This is a genomic window from Candidatus Nitrososphaera sp. 86-2 (assembly GCF_056726185.1).
Map to the genome: position 1 here is coordinate 636467 of NZ_JBWZON010000001.1, position 13885 is coordinate 650351.

A 13885-nucleotide genomic window follows, 5' to 3' on the forward strand; every position below is an offset into this window, starting at 1 on the left:
TTGAATTATTTGCAATAAATATCTAGTAAAAATGGATAATCTATATTAGCAGCTGGGCGTGGTCAAATCCTTTTCCTTGCAGAGAGCCGGCGGTTGAATTTATTGGCAAGCGACCTGTGCCTTGCGCAGAGCGCCGGGTTTTCCACCTGCGTGCGTATCAGGTCCTCCTGCCAGTGGGCGTTGTATAGCCTGCAAGAATCGCTTGCGCAGAAAGGCTCGCCGCCGGTTACAAAGAAAAACAGCGCCTGCAACACATAGCCTACCGCGACTTCAGTCATCTTTTCGTCGCCATAGTCGATGAACCTGCCTGCAAGTTTTTTCTTTAGCGAGTATGTGTCAAGTTGGGAAGCATAAAACTCCCTTGGCTTGGCAGGGGCTTCCACGATGCCAGCAGTCGAAATTATAGACGGCGTCCCGCATACTACCGCCCTTGCGTGGTAGCGCCAGTCGTCTTCTGAAAAGGTGCATGTTAGCAGGTTAGTAAAAATGATGTGAACGTCTGTCTGGAACGCCGGCGCAAGCAGGCGCTGCAATTCAAAGCCGTCGTACAGTGCCGTCGGTCTGCCGTACAGGTCGAAATCCTGGTGCTCTTTGGGCTGGCGCTCAAATGGCTGCTTTATTTCAGAAATCCTCGTACGTTCAACATCTATACTATGATGCTCAAAGAACGGCTCGTGCACTTTGAAATCGCACTTTAACACTTGCGCCGTGTCCTCGATCACCTTGTCTAGGTCGATGTTTGATGATAAAGAAGGCTCGGGGTAAAGGTGGACGCGGTGGAAATCCAACAAAAAAGAAAAGAGAAAAGATGGTATTTTACTTTGCCTTGATCTTGGGCGGGTTTGGCATCTCCTTCAGCTTGCCAAGCGCCACCTCTGCCGCCTTCTTTCCAGAGAAGAGCATCGAGCCAAAGGTCGGGCCCATCCTTGGAAGGCCGTGCGTTTCGGTGACTGACATGCCTGCAGCGATGAGGCCGGGGAACACCTCGCCGGTAAAGTTGACGACGTTGTCCTCGCTTCCTTCCACCCACATCGGGTCCATGCCCTTCCACTTTACATATCCGCGGTCCATCAGGCGCTTTACCGCCACAGAGTCGTGGCCGGAGGCGTCTATTACCAGCTTGCTTTCAAGAGCGACAGGGTCGACGCACGTGATGTTCCTTGGAAGTGCCGAAACGGGCATCCAGTTCACCACGACTCCAGAGACGCGCTTGTTCTTGAGCACGAGGTCGTCAAACTTTGTAAGCTGGAGGAACCTGACTCCTGCGTCGCAGGCGCCCGCTATCAGTTTGGAGCACGCGTGCGGACCCCATGTCGCGTACAGGCCGTCGCTAATTTTTCTGTATGGAACGCCAAGCTCGTCCCATATCTTTTGCGCCGGCGCCCTCACGGTGACTGGGTTCATCATGTACCCGCCCACCCAGTAGCCGCCTCCGATGTAGTTGTTCTGCTCTACAATCAGGGTGCGTACGCCTGCCTTGGCAAGGTCGCGGCCTGCGGTGAGGCCGGCTGGCCCTGCGCCGATGATGATGACATCAGAATCGACAAACTCGTTCATGGTCTCGTTAAACATCTGGGCAATCGTCCTCGTGATCTCTTTCTCGCTAACGTCTGCGAATATCTTGGCCATTGACGCTAGCTGATGCTAGAGGATATTAATAGATTGTTGGGATTGCGTTTGCCTATGCAAACATCTCGACAAAGTCAGCATACGCCTTGCGCACCTTGGCCTTATTCTTGGGCGGGTTCTTGAACCCGTACGCGTTTATCACAGGCGCCTTCTTTGCCACCGGGCTCTTTGCCATCGCCGCCCTCGTTACGTCAAGGAGCACGTTGCCGGCGTTTGCGCCGTCGCTTGTCCTCAGGGTCAGGTCCATGATTATCTTGGCTCCTAGGAACCCCTCGCTTGACATCCAGTAGTAGCTGTTGCGCGAGTCGCCGAGAAAGTCTGTGTATTCGGTGGTGCCTGCCACGGACTCGAACTCGTACGGGGCCTCCATGCCTATCGACCCCGTCTTCATGCCGCGCTTTAGCATCTTTATGCGCTCGTCCATAGTGCGTTTTGTCTCCTCGCTTCCGCCCACGTCCAGCTGATAGCTCTTGCTGACGTGCACGCCACGCTCTACCATAAAGTCTATCATGCCCTTGTGGAACGCCGTGCCTCCAAATTGGCTGAGAAGGTCGTCGCCGGCAAGCACAAGCTTTTTCTGCGCAAACTTGGTTGCAAGCGGGGAATTTGCAATCTTGGCCGGAGTCGCGTTGACAAATGATGCGCCTGCCTTCAATGCTGCTTTGGCATATTCAGAAGATGACCTGTCCATGCCTGACGATATCAAGTTCAGGACAATGTCGGCGCCGGAATCTTCAAGTGCACCTGCAAAATCCTTTGCGGTAGTTGCCGCAGGCTTCCAGTCGCCATCGTTGGCGTCAAGCGCAAGGCCCGCCCCAACAGAGACCTTTGAAGAAACATCGCAGTATTTTTTCGTACTAGAAGTAGCGATTTCTGCAAGCGGCCTGCCGACCTTGGCAGGGTTGACATCAAATGCGGCAACTATTTTCACGTTTGAAGGGCGAAAGCCTGCCACTTTTTGGTGCCACAGACCAATCCCGTTCTTTGGGTCACTGTAATACTGCACGCCTTGGACAAAAGTTGCTCCCACGTTGCCTACGCCGATGACGGCAACCTTGATGTCTGCTGCCATTTGTGAGGCAATAAAGGAGGTGTAGATTTAATCTTTTGCTGACTTGCTGACCGGTCCCTGGCGCACCTTCATGTCAATTCTGCCAATCATGTCCATCATGGCAGCCTTGTTGGCGTTGAGGTATTCCTGACCTCTGTCGCGCAGTTTAATCTGCGCAAGCCTCAGGTCGCGGTGCTCCTCAAAGAACTGCTCTATCATTGCATTTCCGTGCTTGGCAGGACTTATCAGATCGTCAAAGCACTGCTTGGCCGTTTCGAGGTCGCCGCGCTCTACTGCCTCCTTGGCCTTGCCGAGGACTTCGCTGATGTCTTTGAGCTGCTGGATGGGTGCAGTCATCTGTCTTTCCTTGCCGAACAGTCCTACGCGCTTTGTGACGCCGACCTTGTCTGCGATGTCCCTTGTGAGCTCATAGTATTCCTCCATGCCGGTGATGTTGCGCTTCTCCCTCTTTGTTAGGAGGCCCTTCATCGTCAGCCTCATTATGGCGTCTTCTACTTCGATCTTGTCGACGCCGGTCAGCCAGACAATCTTGCCAACATAGTCATAGCCCTGCCTTATAGATTCGAGCACAACGACTTCAATAATCCTGCGGAAACCTTCTTCTGCACGGGCATTTTCAAAGTCCCTGTCCTTTACTGCCTTGCGTGCGTTTGCAATGTCTATCTCGATGGAGCGTTTTAACGATTCAAGGCCTTCGTCTACTTTGCCTGATAACGTGAGGTAACAGGCCCTGTTGTACCACGCCATGCCGTCGTTCGGGTCAATGTCTATTGCCTTTTCGCAGCATTCGATGGCCTTTTCGTGGTTCTTTAACTGATAATAAGCCAGGCCCTTGAGGTTCCAAGCCTCTGCGTCGTTTACGTCGACTTCAAGAGCCCTGTCGTACGAGGATATGGCGACCGTGAACTCGCCCATGTGAAAGTGTGCGTACCCTTTTTTGACCCACGCGTCCACGTACTTGGGGTCTATTCTCAGCGCCAGCTCGAAGCATCTTATGGCATCGAGCATCTTGTCGTTGGACATGTGGTTCTGTCCCTTCTTGAACAGGTCGCGCTTTTGGAACTCTGCATCAGAATAGTTCGGAACCTGCTCTCGCTCGGAAGGGGCCTCGTCCTTGCTACTATTGCCCTTTCCAAAGAATCTGCCCATCGTACAAGCTGACCCAGATCGAAGATAAATAGATTATGACTGCAAAAGAAAGCCGGCATAATTTTATCTCGAAATCCGTTACAGGCGTCAAAACCCCTGAAAAAGCAGCCAAAACAACCTGAGAAAGAGCAGGTACATATCCTGTAGGACAATAGTACGCCGTTTTTCGGCGTGCCATCAGCACCGAGAGGACCTAGACTATACTCGATGACAGGACATCGAATAGACAATCCTTTGTCTTTCGGCCGATGTAAACCAAAAGTCTCTCTGTCTAGTCTGGGGGCCTACCGCGTCCGCTGGTCGCTCGTCCCACTTCGGTATTCTCCCTGTGCTCGTGCGAAGGGCCATATCCTCCAAGCCGTCCTGTATACTCTCCTGTAATTTCAAGGACATCCTCAGAATCGGATATTTCTTTTAGTATCCTCAGATTCAGTTTTTGGTTTGTCACATAATGCGTCCCATTATCGTATATCTCCGGACTCATTCCCGTCTTTTCAATGACGTATCTTCTGACCTCTTCAGTGTTGAGACCCGGCTTTGTAAACACTTCAACAAGAAATATGGGGTCGTCAGATGGATTTTCCCTCTGGCGATTCAAAAGATTTCCTATCAGCACAGGGTCTACCTTTGGAAGGTGTTTTTCATATAACTTCTGAAGGTTTTCAAAGGCTACTGTAATTTCATCAACTGCAGACATCTAGTATAATATACTTCCATAAATAAAATGAATTTCGTTTTTTTAAGCCCGCAGATCGGTTTACTTTCTTCCTCCTACCCCCTTTTCTTTGCATGTTTTGCTGCACTAGGGCCAACCTGTCTGGTTTCCTCGGCATTGTTCAAAAGGGATTTCAACTCAGATTTTTCTCTAAATGATTCGTGATTTTCAAGACTAGATCCTCGTGGTCATAGGGAGCTTTAACCATCACGGCTAGCGTTCCGTTTCTTTCACTAGTGCCATATCTCGACAGGGGGAAAAAGTACATGTCAAAATAGTCGAAATACAAGCTGAAAAATCTCGACCGTCCAAAAAAATCAGAATTGCTCTTGGTTATGCTAGCTATAATTTCTGTCTGCAAAAACAAGGTGTTGAATTTCTTTTCGTCTGGAATTGGAGATTCGGGACGTGCAAACATCGCAACTAGATTGGCATTTTCAATTATTCCCGTTCCAAGTATGGTGCCATACAGATTACATGTACCCTCGCAAAGCTCAAAGTTATTCAATCAAGATGCATGTGTTGCTGTGTTTTTAATTCTTTATGGAGCGTCTGTAAAGTGCCCTAAAAAAATAAAATATATTGCTCGAAAATGGGATGAAAAACAGATCCGATAATCACAAGGATTCTATTCTCATCCTGTCATTTAGGCTCAAAACTGCAATAACGTAAAGTCTGGAGATCTGAGCGAACCGGTTGCTGTAACTAGCATATTCTCTTCAAGTTGGAGTCGCATGGAATTGATCTGTCAAATGCCGCAACATCTTGTTCGCTGAAGCAACTTGCCGATTTTCAAAAATATTTTTGGACAAGATTTCCTTCCTCCTATAATATTGGACGGGATAACACAGCATCTTGACGAACATAAAGAATAGCAACAACAACGGCAGTTTCGTCAGCTTTGGCGTTACGTCTGAATATGGAATATGGGTTAGCTCGTTAATGTAAGCCGCAAGAAAATACTTTGCCACAGCGTTCTTTTCGGCTTGTGCTTTGCGCGCCCTGGACCGGGCTTGTCTATTTATACCTAGAATGAGCTATCAGCTCCATGGCCGAGGCAAAAGACAGGATAGAGTTCAAGATGCTGGAACACGAGGGCATCGGCGACGACACCGTGTCGTTCAAGCTCGAAGACGGCACGATTGTCAAGGTAAAGGTGTCGCTAGAGCGCGTCGGGATTGCGACCAACTACAAAAACCCCGACGGCACGCCGCACTATGCGGTCAACTCGGCGGTCAAGGTCTACATTATACCGGCCGACAAGCGCTTTACGATGCCAAAGAACCAGGTGTCCGGCGCGGCGCAGGAAAGGCCGTCGCCAAGCCACATAGCCTGAACAAGTCAAAACTTTAAATCGGCTACGCAATACGCTTTTTCCTGAATGAAGCTCGCGCTTGTCAAGCTGGGAGGCTCTGTCGTCACCTTCAAGGACAGGCCACTTGTCGCAAACACCGGGGCCATCGACGGCATATCCGGCGCCCTTACGCGGCTTGACATGCCAGTTATTGTAGTCCATGGTGGCGGGTCGTTCGGCCACCACTGGTCGGTGCAGTACGACATGCACACCAAACCGGCGCCCTATGATCCACACGGAGTCGCCGTGGTGCACGAGTCGATGGTCGCGCTAAACCAGACAATAGTGAATTCCATGATAAAGGCAGGCGCAAACCCGTACGCCCTGGCGCCGGCGATGTTTACGGCCGGCCACAAGGCGATTGCTGCAAAGATAAGACAATTACATGAAATGACAAAGTCAAATGTAATCCCGGTCACGTTTGGTGACGTAGTGCACATGGGAGGCAGAAAATACTCTATCCTTTCCGGCGACGCGCTGATGACCATCATTGCAAAAGTGTTGAAACCTTCCCGGGTGATATTTGCCACCAACGTCGACGGGATTTACCGCGACATGGCCACAAAAGAAATCGTAAGGGAGCTCAAGCCGGGGAGGGGCAACTCTGTGGAATTCTCAAAGGTTGCCGGCGCCGACGTGACAGGCGGAATGCAGCGCAAGGTAAGGGAAGCATTTAAGATTGCATCAATGGGTATGGATGTCGTGCTGGTAAACGGGCTCTATCCTGAGCGCATCGCCCAGGCGGCGCAGGGCAAGATTCAAACAACAGGCACCGTCGTAAAGGGGAGGAAATAACAACAGTTGCCTGATGCAGACGTGCCCTCTGACATTGAAATAATAAAGCAGCGCAAAAAGGACGGAATCGACATCCCGCTGCAAAAGGACGTGCAGGCCCGGACGACTTCGACATACCTTGAATATGTGAAACTAGTGCACAATGCGCTGCCGGAGCTCGATTATGACGACATTGATCTTTCAACTGCGTTTCTGGGCCGCCGGTTCTCTGCGCCTCTGATAATCGACTCTATGACCGGGGGCACCGACGAGGCTACCATGATAAACGGCAGGCTGGGCGAGCTTGCCGAAAAGTACGGCTTTGGCATGGGGCTTGGAAGCCAACGCGCCGGCCTGAAAAGTGAGGAGCTGGCATCCACCTATTCGATTGCAAGAAAGAATGCGCCAAACGCGTTTTTGATAGCAAACATTGGAGGCGCGCAGCTGGCCAAGGGGCTGTCTGTCGACGACGCAAGAAAGATTGTAAGGATGATAGGCGCAAACGCGCTCGTGGTCCACCTCAACCCGCTGCAGGAACTGGTGCAGCCGGAAGGCGAGCCCCGCTACAGGGGCGTCTATGCAAAGATAGTGGAACTTGTCAAGAGCATGGATGTGCCTGTGATAGTCAAGGAGGTAGGGGCTGGCATATCGAGGGAAGCCGCGATAAAACTAGAGATGGCCGGAGTCTCTGCGATAAACGTCGCGGGGGCCGGAGGCACGAGCTGGGCCGGCGTTGAAAAGCTGCGCGCAGACATGGTTAAGGATCGCAAAAAGGCAAGGTTGGGCGAGATGTTCTGGGACTGGGGAATACCCACTGCCGCAAGCCTAATTGAAACAAGAAAAGCGGTGAAACTCCCACTGGTGGCATCGGGCGGCCTCAGAAACGGCCTTGAAGTCGCAAAATGCGTCGCGCTGGGCGCAAGCATGGCCGCGATGGCCTATCCATTCTTGAAAGCTGCGGCGCAGTCTAGGGAGGCGCTTTTCGAGTTTGCAGACTCTGTCCTTGCAGAACTACGCAGCACGATGTTCTTGGTGGGCGCCGCAAACGTGCGTGCACTTGCCAGCTCAAGGTATATATTGACAGGAGCTTTAGCAGAGGTCGGCCGCGCATGAGGGCAAGCAGCATGAAAAGCGAACTTGATTCCTGCGCCTTTTCTGTCAACGAATTCTTGCTTTCGCAGCTCGAAGGCAAGCCAAAGGCGCTCTATCAGGCTTCCTCGCATTACATCAGGTCTGGAGGCAAGCGCCTCAGGCCGTTCATGGTCATCAAAAGTTGCGAGCTCTTGGGAGGCACTATAAAGCGCGCCCTTCCGGCCGCCGGAGCGGTGGAGCTCGTGCACAACTTTACGCTAGTCCACGACGATATCATGGACAACGACGAGATGCGCCACGGGGTGGCGACCGTGCACCACCAATACGGGCTCCCGCTTGCCATCCTCGGCGGGGACATTTTGTTTTCAAAGGCATTTGAGATACTTTCCTACAACGGAAGGAAGGTCGGCATCAACGAAAAAGAGATAACCGAGATGGTCGGCCGCCTCGCAAACTCGTGCACAGTCATCTGCGAGGGCCAGACCATTGATATCGACTTTGCTTCAAACGCCAAGTTCCCAAGCGAGGCTCAGTACATCGACATGATAGGCAAAAAGACAGCCGCGCTCTTTGAGGTGTCATGCGCAATCGGCGCCCTGTCATCGCCAAACCCAAGTGACAAGGATGTGGGCAACCTGGCCTCGTTTGGCAGGCACATTGGCGTGGCGTTCCAGCTGGTGGACGACCTCATCGGAGCCATAGGCGACCCCAAAGTCACCGGCAAGGCAGCGGGAAACGACATACGCGAGGGCAAAAAGACATTACCTATACTGCTTGCGCTGCGAAAGGCCAAGGGTGACGAGCGCGACAGGCTGATGAAGGTATTCGGTTCAAAGGCCGCCTCTGCGCAGGAGATAAAGGACGCTGTCAAGGTCGTGTCGGACATGGGAATCGACGAGGACGTGAGAAACGCCGCGCGGCAGCATATGGCCAAGGCGCTTGGCTCCATCGAAGGCTATTCAAACGCAGACGCAAGGCGTTCGCTCCAGTTTGCCGCAGATTTTATAGTCGGCAGGAGTTTGTAGGTACACGTGCCACTTGACGGCGAAATCGAAAGGCTTGCCAAGACGCTTGCGCTGAAAAACGCGCTAGAGCACAGTGGCAAGGCCGCGTTCGATGCGGTGATTTCCAAATTCATAGGCTCACGCCCTGACAAGCGCTCAGAGATCAAGTCGCTTATACCGGACATAAAGGCGGTAGTGCAGGCGGTAAACGCCATGTCTGCTTCCGAGCAAAAGGTGCTCCTTGAGCAGCTGGCCCCCGGCGAGCTTGAAGCCAAAAAGCAGGTAGCAGCGGCAGTAGAGTCCGGCCCGCGCCTTCCTCCGCTTGAAGGCGCCGTCATGGGAGGGGTAGTGACGCGGTTTCCCCCAGAGCCAAACGGCTATCCGCACATTGGCCACGCAAAAGCTGCGATAATCGACGAAGAATACGCTCGCATGTACCAGGGAAAACTCATCCTGCGCTTTGACGACACCAACCCGCTCAAGGAAAAGCTGGAATACTATGACGCGATAGCGGAAGGGTTGAGGTGGCTTGGAGTAAAGCCGGACGTGGTAAAGAACACCTCGGATGACATTTCAAAAATCCACGAGCTGGGAAAAAAGCTGGTGGAAGCAGGCGGCGCGTACGTGTGCACGTGCAGCCAGGAAAAGATTCATGACTTGCGCGGCAAGGGCCTGCCTTGCGAGTGCCGGCTTGACCATTCGATTGCGCTTGACAGGATAGGCAGGATGTTTGACGGCTCATACGAGCAGAACCAAGCTATAATCCGCTTCAAGGGCGACATGGCAGACCAAAATACCGCGATGCGCGACCCCGCGCTTTTTCGCATAATCGAAGGCGTGCACCCCAAGCTTGGAAACAGAGTCAGGGTGTGGCCCACGTACGACTTTGCCGCGCCCGTGGAGGACAGCCTCGACGGCGTGACGCACGCCATGAGGACCAAAGAGTACGAACTCCGCAACGCGCTGTACTTTGCGATACTGGATAGGCTTGCCATGCGCAAGCCGGCTATGATAGAGTTTTCTCGGTTAGAGTTTGAAGGCATACCGGTGTCAAAGAGAAAGATCCGCCCGCTTATTGACAACGGCACAATATCAAGCTGGGACGACCCGCGCCTTCCGACGCTTTCTGCATTCCGGCGCCGAGGCTTTGTGCCGGAGGCGATACGCAAGTTCGTGCTGTCGCTTGGGATAACTCTTGCAGAGACAAAGCCGCCGTTCGAGTCGCTTGAAGCGTACAACCGGAAGGTGATAGACCCAACCTCTATGCGCCTGTTCTTTGTGCGCGACCCTGTCGAAATACAAATTGAAGGCGCAAAGCCGGCAGAAGTGACGCTCAAGAACCACCCGACTGACACGTCCCTCGGAACACGGAAGGTAAAGGTGTCTGACAGGGTGTGCATCGCCGGCGAGGACGCGGCAAACCTGAAGGAAGGCGACGAAGTGCGCCTCATTGAACTTTACAACATCCAAATAAAGGAAATCGTGAAACAGAACGGAAAGGTGGCGTCAATAATCGCCACGGCCGGCGGCGACGAAATCCGCCAGTCGATGCCAAAAATCCAGTGGATTGCAAAGAATGATATAGTTGATTTTAAGGTTATGATTCCCAAGGAACTGTACATAGGTGAGGAGTACAACACGAAAAGCCTTGAAATAGCAAAAGGTGGGGCAGAGTCGTTTGCGGCCGCCCTTGCACCCGGCACCTGCGTCCAGTTCGTGAGGTTCGGGTTCTGCCGCATCGACGGCAACAACACCGCCATATCGACGCACAGGTAAGGATGCAATGAAGATAGCTAGAATAAACGATTCCAAGTTTCAGGAAACATATGCGCTCGTCTCTGAGGACGGCAAGCGCCTGGTGACGCGCCAAGAGATCCAGGAGCAGACGGGAATACCAGTCCCGCCTAGCATAAAGGATTTCATGTTCAACGGGTGGTTAGACGAAGTCAGAAAGGCAAAAGATCGATTAACATTCAAGCACAAGGTGGAGGAGGCAGAACTTCTCGTGCCTATACCAAACCCTCCGAAAATTGTGTGCCTTGCGTTCAACTATTACGACCATGCCAGAGACGCCGGCCTGACACCTTCCGATGAGCCGGTGATTTTCCTAAAGCCTCGAACGGCGCTCAACAAGCCTTACGGCGAGGTCCACTGCCCACAGTTTGTCACGAGGCTGGACTACGAGGCCGAGCTTGCAGTGGTAATCGGCAAACGGGCGAAAAAGCTCTCCGAGGAAGAGGCGCTTGACTATGTGTTTGGATACATGATATTCCACGATGTGTCTGCACGCGACGTCCAGTTCAAGGACAAGCAGTTCACCCGGGGCAAGGGAATGGACACCTTTGCGCCCTGTGGCCCGTGGATAACCACCAAGGACGAGGTGCCCGACCCGCAAAACCTGATGATAACGACCAAGGTCAACAGCGAGACTAGGCAAAACTCTTCGTCAAGCAACATGGTCCTTTCGATAAAGCGCATAATCTCTGGTCTGACCCGCACGATGACGCTGGAGCCGGGCGACATCATTTCAACAGGCACGCCTGCGGGAGTAGCCATGTCGATGAAGGAGCCACGCTACCTGAAAAACGGCGACGTCGTCGAGATAGCCATCGAAAGGCTTGGTACGATAAGACACAAAATAGTGTTCCAGTGACTCTTTCCGGCAAGCAAGCCTTAAACGCGACTTTATCTATACCGACGATATACAATCCAAACCTTGACGGGAGGCCGGTCTGCGGGTCGGATGGTCAGTCGCGTGGAAAAAATATTGGCGGCCGAACGCTATAGCCCTTCTTGCGTCAAAAAGCGCCGTGAGCGCCTTCTTTGCCTGCTTCCCGCTTCTTGTCCTCTGTCATTATCGGAGGGGCGATTTTTCTCTTTGCCACTGAAAGCGCCATGGCTACAGACGCGCCGGACACAAGCGCCGCAGTGATGAATATCATGTTGTACGCCTTTTCTGTCGGAAACGTGCCTGGGACTCCTGGGACAGTCCCTTGGTCCATCTGCTGAAACATCCCGGCAAACGACGGGCCTACTGACATTCCAACAAGGTTAAGGAGCATCGCCATCCCGAGGGCAATCCCTGTCACCTGCATCGGCACAGAAAGGAGTATCACGTTAAACGCGCCGGTGATTGAAAGCGAAAGCCCTGCCGCGATTATCCCTAGCCCGACCGACACAATGTTCTCTGTCGAATGGAACATGAATATGCTGACAAATCCAATTGTGCTGATTGCGGTGCCTATCAGCAACAGCCTGACGTTGCCGATTTTGTTCAGGAGAAAGCCCGACATGATTGTCCCCGCAAGCAACACGACCATGAAGGGAAGCTGGACCCTTGCTGAGGTTATTGCGTCCCCTCCAAAGCCAAGCGGCACCGGGCTCCTTACCATGACGGGTATAGTCTGGTACACCATGAACATGGACATAAAGACCAGCATGATTACGATGACCGGTGGAAGGAAGAGCTTGCTGGTCATTATCTTGAGGTCAAGCAGGGGCATCTGCACCTTCTTTTCGATTGCGATAAACGCCGCAAGAGACGCCGCAGACGCGACAAAGAGTCCGGCAAGCAGGTACCCTGCGTTTTCGCTGTTGGTCTCTAGCAACGATATCCCTGCAAGGAACGTGACTATCGTAGCCGCAAGGGCCATCGTCCCCTTTATGTCGATTTTTTGGGTGTTTGAAAGGTTGCCTTTGCTTGCCTCCATCGGCATCGGAACATGCCGGACATGCACGAACTTTACTATTACCAGCAAGAGCGCAATTGCGGGTGGAAGTATCGCCACAAACGTCGTCTGCCACCCAAAGTTCTGGATGATTGCCGCGCCGCCCACCAAGCCGATGACGGCACCTCCGGAAAACGTAGAGCTGAATATCGTCTGGCCTATTGCAAGCTTTTTCTCTGGAAGGACTTCCCTGATTATTCCAAAGGCGATGGGGAACATGGCCATCCCGACACCCTGCGCCACCCTCGCTGCTACCATGATCTCAATGCTGTGGGCAAACCTTCCAGACATGATGCCCACCACATAAACTGCCATCACTATGAGCAGTATCTTTTTCTTGCCATAGATGTCGGACAGCTTGCCTGCAATCGGCGTCATGACGGCGCCTGCAATTATGTAAGACGCAAGTATCCATGACGATGTGCTGTACGAGATGTGGAAGTCACGAATGAAATCCGGAATTGCGGGCAGTATCATGGTCTCGTCAAACATGACGACCAAGCCCAGGCAGCTCAGGATGATGAGCGTCTTCCATCCGGAGCGATTGGTGTCTTGTTGTTTTTCTACGCTGTCCACTTTACAACTACTACCTGCTGAAAAACCCGCGTCCACTGTCTTGCGCGTTCACCGAGTGACCGTTTGTATCGTCATCATGATGACCTTTTATAACCAAGCTTGTGCCCTTTGTCATGCTTTTCTACTTTCCGCAGCCTAACGGTATAACTCAACGACCCTATTAAGTTTCAGATCAGCTCTCTCATCGGTGCTTATAAGCGGCTTTCCACTCTCCAAGACGACAGGATGAGCCGGATATCTGCATTGGGACACCGGATTAATTATTTATAGCAAAATGCCGCAACACTGCCAGTTGTTGAATAACAAGCCAAGGATGGTTGCGGCAAAGACACTCTTTTCCCGCATGAACGAGGGCAGGTCGCAGTGGCTCACAGAGGCGCAGATGCTAAAAGCGTGCGAGGAGTTTTTCAAGCACAATGATTATAACGACCTCGACTTTGGTGTCACGTTTGCCGGCCACCAGAATTTTACGTCGCCGATAATAGGCTCAAGCGAACTTGAGACCATCGCCACGATGTTCAAGCCAAAGCTCGACAGGTACGACATGGGGTTCTTTGGCACGGTCGAATCCGCGCTCTACGACGTTATTGACAACCACGACAAGGCCACACTGATGCTTGCGACCGACACGCTCTCTTATGACCCGATCACAAAGATCGAGGACATCAGCATTGCAATCGAGAACCTGATGGACGAGGGGATGTACCTGCTGTTCGTAAACGGCAGGCTGGCGCACGCGCTGTTTGACGACTTTAAAAAGCTGACGGCGCCGGTCCCTGTGCAGGACTGACT

Annotated in this window: 14 protein-coding genes; 7 read left to right on the top strand and 7 right to left on the bottom strand. The window is 52.5% G+C overall.

Going from position 1 to position 13885, the window contains the following annotated elements; all coding sequences use genetic code 11:
- Nucleotides 1-62: 62 nt before the first annotated feature.
- From ACYOR7_RS03845 to ACYOR7_RS03870, 6 genes are all read right to left on the bottom strand, one after another.
- Nucleotides 63-788: a DUF6775 family putative metallopeptidase gene (locus ACYOR7_RS03845; RefSeq protein WP_294807534.1), complete on the bottom strand. Its 726-nt coding sequence runs from the start codon at nt 786-788 to the stop codon at nt 63-65.
- A 28-nt stretch (nt 789-816) separates the two neighbouring features.
- Entirely contained in the window at nt 817-1629 is an 813-nt protein-coding gene (locus ACYOR7_RS03850) for a sulfide-dependent adenosine diphosphate thiazole synthase (RefSeq protein ID WP_294807531.1), read from the bottom strand.
- Between the two features lie 52 nt (nt 1630-1681).
- Nucleotides 1682-2701: a hypothetical protein gene (locus ACYOR7_RS03855; RefSeq protein WP_479913158.1), complete on the bottom strand. Its 1020-nt coding sequence runs from the start codon at nt 2699-2701 to the stop codon at nt 1682-1684.
- 27 nt (nt 2702-2728) lie between these two features.
- Nucleotides 2729-3850: a tetratricopeptide repeat protein gene (locus tag ACYOR7_RS03860; protein ID WP_479913159.1), complete on the bottom strand. Its 1122-nt coding sequence runs from the start codon at nt 3848-3850 to the stop codon at nt 2729-2731.
- Between the two features lie 271 nt (nt 3851-4121).
- Complete coding sequence (locus ACYOR7_RS03865; protein WP_294807522.1) at nt 4122-4547, bottom strand: hypothetical protein; 426 nt, start codon at nt 4545-4547, stop codon at nt 4122-4124.
- A 151-nt stretch (nt 4548-4698) separates the two neighbouring features.
- Nucleotides 4699-5073 (bottom strand): hypothetical protein, encoded by a 375-nt coding sequence (locus ACYOR7_RS03870; protein WP_479913160.1) that lies wholly within the window; start codon nt 5071-5073, stop codon nt 4699-4701.
- Nucleotides 5074-5613: 540 nt separating this feature from the next.
- Between ACYOR7_RS03870 and ACYOR7_RS03875 the strand changes: the two genes are divergently transcribed.
- The 6 genes from ACYOR7_RS03875 to ACYOR7_RS03900 are packed head-to-tail and all read left to right on the top strand — an operon-like array spanning nt 5614 to nt 11442.
- Nucleotides 5614-5901, top strand: a complete 288-nt coding sequence (locus ACYOR7_RS03875; protein ID WP_294804154.1) for a hypothetical protein — start codon at nt 5614-5616, stop codon at nt 5899-5901.
- A 45-nt stretch (nt 5902-5946) separates the two neighbouring features.
- On the top strand, nt 5947-6714 hold the full coding sequence (locus tag ACYOR7_RS03880) for an isopentenyl phosphate kinase (protein WP_479913161.1): 768 nt from the start codon (nt 5947-5949) through the stop codon (nt 6712-6714).
- A 6-nt stretch (nt 6715-6720) separates the two neighbouring features.
- A complete protein-coding gene (gene fni, locus ACYOR7_RS03885) occupies nt 6721-7806 on the top strand; it encodes a type 2 isopentenyl-diphosphate Delta-isomerase (RefSeq protein ID WP_294804150.1) in 1086 nt (361 codons plus the stop codon).
- Nucleotides 7803-8810 carry a polyprenyl synthetase family protein gene (locus tag ACYOR7_RS03890; protein WP_294804148.1) on the top strand — a complete coding sequence of 336 codons (1008 nt, stop codon included), beginning with the start codon at nt 7803-7805 and terminating at the stop codon, nt 8808-8810. The genes fni and ACYOR7_RS03890 overlap by 4 nt, the downstream gene beginning before the upstream one ends.
- A gap of 6 nt (nt 8811-8816) precedes the next feature.
- Nucleotides 8817-10565, top strand: a complete 1749-nt coding sequence (gltX, locus tag ACYOR7_RS03895; protein ID WP_479913162.1) for a glutamate--tRNA ligase — start codon at nt 8817-8819, stop codon at nt 10563-10565.
- Between the two features lie 7 nt (nt 10566-10572).
- Complete coding sequence (locus tag ACYOR7_RS03900; RefSeq protein WP_294804145.1) at nt 10573-11442, top strand: fumarylacetoacetate hydrolase family protein; 870 nt, start codon at nt 10573-10575, stop codon at nt 11440-11442.
- Between the two features lie 145 nt (nt 11443-11587).
- Here ACYOR7_RS03900 and ACYOR7_RS03905 read toward each other — a convergent pair whose 3' ends face one another.
- Nucleotides 11588-13093 carry an MFS transporter gene (locus ACYOR7_RS03905; RefSeq protein ID WP_479913163.1) on the bottom strand — a complete coding sequence of 502 codons (1506 nt, stop codon included), beginning with the start codon at nt 13091-13093 and terminating at the stop codon, nt 11588-11590.
- Between the two features lie 295 nt (nt 13094-13388).
- On the opposite strand from ACYOR7_RS03905, the gene ACYOR7_RS03910 reads away from it, so the two are divergent.
- On the top strand, nt 13389-13883 hold the full coding sequence (locus ACYOR7_RS03910) for a hypothetical protein (RefSeq protein WP_479913164.1): 495 nt from the start codon (nt 13389-13391) through the stop codon (nt 13881-13883).
- Nucleotides 13884-13885 lie beyond the last annotated feature (2 nt).

Excerpts from the sequence above, each read along its gene's own strand:
- ACYOR7_RS03890 (WP_294804148.1), top strand. The coding sequence starts at position 7,803 with ATGAGGGCAAGCAGCATGAAAAGCGAACTTGATTCCTGCGCCTTTTCT.
- ACYOR7_RS03875 (WP_294804154.1), top strand. The coding sequence starts at position 5,614 with ATGGCCGAGGCAAAAGACAGGATAGAGTTCAAGATGCTGGAACACGAG.
- ACYOR7_RS03880 (WP_479913161.1), top strand. The coding sequence starts at position 5,947 with ATGAAGCTCGCGCTTGTCAAGCTGGGAGGCTCTGTCGTCACCTTCAAG.
- ACYOR7_RS03865 (WP_294807522.1), bottom strand. The coding sequence starts at position 4,547 with ATGTCTGCAGTTGATGAAATTACAGTAGCCTTTGAAAACCTTCAGAAG.
- ACYOR7_RS03850 (WP_294807531.1), bottom strand. The coding sequence starts at position 1,629 with ATGGCCAAGATATTCGCAGACGTTAGCGAGAAAGAGATCACGAGGACG.
- ACYOR7_RS03900 (WP_294804145.1), top strand. The coding sequence starts at position 10,573 with ATGAAGATAGCTAGAATAAACGATTCCAAGTTTCAGGAAACATATGCG.
- ACYOR7_RS03860 (WP_479913159.1), bottom strand. The coding sequence starts at position 3,850 with ATGGGCAGATTCTTTGGAAAGGGCAATAGTAGCAAGGACGAGGCCCCT.
- ACYOR7_RS03855 (WP_479913158.1), bottom strand. The coding sequence starts at position 2,701 with ATGGCAGCAGACATCAAGGTTGCCGTCATCGGCGTAGGCAACGTGGGA.